Annotated in this window: 3 protein-coding genes; 1 reads left to right on the top strand and 2 read right to left on the bottom strand. The window is 51.6% G+C overall.

The window, feature by feature from the left end; all coding sequences use genetic code 11:
• Nucleotides 1-312: 312 nt before the first annotated feature.
• Together nhaA and ACOI7D_RS27575 are read right to left on the bottom strand one after the other, a co-directional pair.
• Nucleotides 313-1,494: a Na+/H+ antiporter NhaA gene (gene nhaA, locus ACOI7D_RS27580; RefSeq protein WP_004194048.1), complete on the bottom strand. Its 1,182-nt coding sequence runs from the start codon at nt 1,492-1,494 to the stop codon at nt 313-315.
• A gap of 659 nt (nt 1,495-2,153) precedes the next feature.
• Nucleotides 2,154-2,759, bottom strand: coding sequence for a recombinase family protein (locus tag ACOI7D_RS27575; protein WP_000509966.1), 606 nt, complete (start codon nt 2,757-2,759; stop codon nt 2,154-2,156).
• 94 nt (nt 2,760-2,853) lie between these two features.
• On the opposite strand from ACOI7D_RS27575, the gene ACOI7D_RS27570 reads away from it, so the two are divergent.
• A partial coding sequence (locus tag ACOI7D_RS27570) for a DUF4158 domain-containing protein (protein WP_163584163.1) occupies nt 2,854-3,067 on the top strand: 214 nt, incomplete at its 3' end.

Below are 3,067 nucleotides of genomic sequence, written 5' to 3'. Positions count from 1 at the left end.
GGCGCGATACTGAGATCAGTTTCTTTGAACAAAAAAACCGCCTTTTGGCGGTCAGTATTCAGTAGCGGGGTTAGAGGGCCAGTCGTGTAAAAAACCACGTTAGCCGACTATTTATTTGAATAACATAATATTTTAACTGATATGCCAGCGTTCATCCTGACTTATCTGAACAGGGCTCCGCCTGTAAAATGTGAAAGATAGAAAGGTAATTATTTATAATAAAATTAAATAATTTCAATTTTCTCTTCAGAATATACACTGACAGTGTGAAAAAACCCCCGTTATCACGGGGATTTTCCTGTAGATAATACGTTACCTGACTTGCTTAGAAGGCGCAAAGCGCAGTATCAAAATACCGGCCAGAGCGGCCAGTATGGACCCTGCCAGAACCCCCACCTTGACCTCATCAACGAGCAGAGGGCTGCCTGTAAAGGCCAGATTGCCGATAAACAGGCTCATGGTAAAACCAATCCCACACAGTACCGAGACACCATAAACCTGTAACCAGGTACTTTTCTCTGGTCGTTTCGCCAGGCCCAGGCTGACGGCCAGTAGCGACAGGCCAAAGATACCTGCCTGTTTACCCAAAAACAGGCCCAGCGCCACGCCTACCGGAACCGGCGACAACAGGTCATTCATCGTCATGCCCGACAACGCGACGCCCGCATTGGCGAAGCCAAACAGCGGCAGTATCATAAACGTGACCCAGGGGTTGATGGCATGCTCAAGCCTGTCCAGAGGCACTTCATCAGCCGCATTCCTGGTTCGCAGCGGGATAAAGAACGCCAGCAGGATACCCGCGACGGTGGCATGCACGCCTGACTGAAGCATGAAAAACCACAGTACTCCCCCCGTCAGCAGATAGGGCAGCAGGCGCGTCACGCCGGCACGGTTCAGGCTAAACAGCAGAGCAACCATTGCCGCTGCACCACCCAGCATCAGAAGCGAAATGTTGCTGGTATAGAAGAGCGCGATGATAGCCACCGCCCCCATGTCATCCAGAATAGCCAGCGCCGACAGGAAAATTTTTAGCGAGACTGGCACACGACTGCCCAGTAAGGCGAGTACACCGAGCGCAAAAGCAATATCCGTGGCCGCCGGGATGGCCCAGCCGGAAAGGGTTTCGTCATGACCGGCATTAAACCCCACGTAAATCAGGGCAGGTACGGCCAGACCACCCAGTGCGGCAAAGCCCGGCAACGCACGCTGGCTCCAGGTGGCTAACTGGCCGGTGACAAGCTCACGCTTGATTTCCAGCCCGACCATCATAAAGAATACGGCCATCAGGGCATCGTTTATCCAGTGCTCAACGGACAGGCCTGCTGTTTTGTATTTCAGGAGTGTTTCATAACCTTCCCTGAGGGGCGAATTGGCCACGATGATAGCGGCTGCCGAAGCAATAATAAGCACAATACCGCCCGCTACAGGTGAACTGAAAAAATTAGAAACGGGCTTGATAACTTTTCTGGTTAATCCGATTGGGTTTTCTGTCACTTAATCTCCCCCTGAGATGTTGACTTACGAATTGTGAATCAGGCAACCCAGAGACTGTGCACTCCAAAAATGCAATGCACAGCCTGATTGACTGATGTAAGAAATTTAGATAATTAAATTAATAAGTTAAATTCGGTCGGTCTGTGGTTACATTTTATCATGCACCGTCAGGTAAATGGCCGCCTTCAGGTAAATTATCGTAAAGCGAAGCCTTGGCGGGGCTAGGGTGCGTTTCCATTCTGAGAAATTTGCTCAGTCTGTTTCCAGAACATGGCTGAAATTTACTATCCGCCGCGTGTCAGTAAATAGTATCTGTCAGTAAGAGCTGGCAACGTAAACTGACACGGGTAGTGATGGAAAATGATTACACAGGACACCGTTTGCAGACAGATGCTGCTCTGAGCCGCATTATCCTGAAAAGCCTGAACAGCAGCTGATGGATAATTATCCGTCCATGCCGGTGACGAATGGCTGTCAGAAAAGACATACCACAGGTCAAAATGGCGCATTTCGTTAACACTGAGGCCAGAAGTTTTGGGCTGGATATATTTATTGCTTGCCGGATGCTGTGAGATCTTTTACGCGGCGGCCATTCCGCGGACCGACGGGTTCACCCGGTTATGGCCGGGGTCGGTTCCGGCTGAGGGCGAAATGACACCCTAAGCGTTAGCTCTGTGTCGTTGCACGATGTCAGCGACGGTATTCTTGCTGATACCGAGCTCGCGTGCGATCCAGCGATAGCTGCGTCCCTCGGCCCTCATCGCAACCACCTTAGGCAAAAGTCGGTCTGATTTTGGTCGCACTCCGGCCTGACGACCAAGCCTCTTACCACGTGCCTTCGCAACAGCAAGGCCTGACTTGACCCGCTCGCTGATGAGATCCCGCTCAAACTCCGCAATGCCGGAAAGAAACGTCGCCAGCATTCGTCCATACGGCGACGAAAGATCGAACGCCATTCCATTCATGGCTATCACGGAAACCTTCCAGTTCTCCAGTTCACGTAGCGTATTGAGCAGATCGAGCGTCGAGCGCCCCCACCGGGAAAGCTCAGTGACCAGGATTGCATCAATTTGTCTGGACTGGGCAAGCGCCAGGACTTTCTTTCGCTCGGCCCGGTCGAGTTTAGTTCCTGAACCTGTTTCCTTAAATATTCCCACCACGTCGTAGCCGGCACGGCCGGCGAAGGCTCGCAGATCAAATTCCTGGCGTTCACAAGACTGATCCGCTGTTGAAACCCGGCAGTAAATGGCGGCACGATGTCCCAATTGAACCCTCCTGGATTTTTGTATCGGAACGCCCTGATTTATATGGGCTGGCTGTTGTCCAAAACAGACTATACTTCAAAAGGGACGAATTTGTATGTCACGACGCCATATTTTCACCGAACGGCAGCGAGCAGCGCTGTTCGATCTGCCCACGGACGAACTGTCGCTACTGAAGTTCTACACGCTGGGCGATGATGACCTGGAAAACATTAGGCAGCGCCGCAGACCGGAAAACAGGATTGGCTTTGCCCTGCAACTTTGTGCCTTACGATATCCGGGCCGTGCACTGGCTCCTGGTGAGATGATCC

It is taken from the genome of Klebsiella sp. C360 (genome assembly GCF_048822415.1).
In the GTDB taxonomy this organism is placed as follows: domain Bacteria; phylum Pseudomonadota; class Gammaproteobacteria; order Enterobacterales; family Enterobacteriaceae; genus Klebsiella; species Klebsiella quasipneumoniae.
The sequence above is the reverse complement of the archived record's forward strand: the minus strand, read 5'-3'. Positions and strand labels throughout refer to the sequence as shown.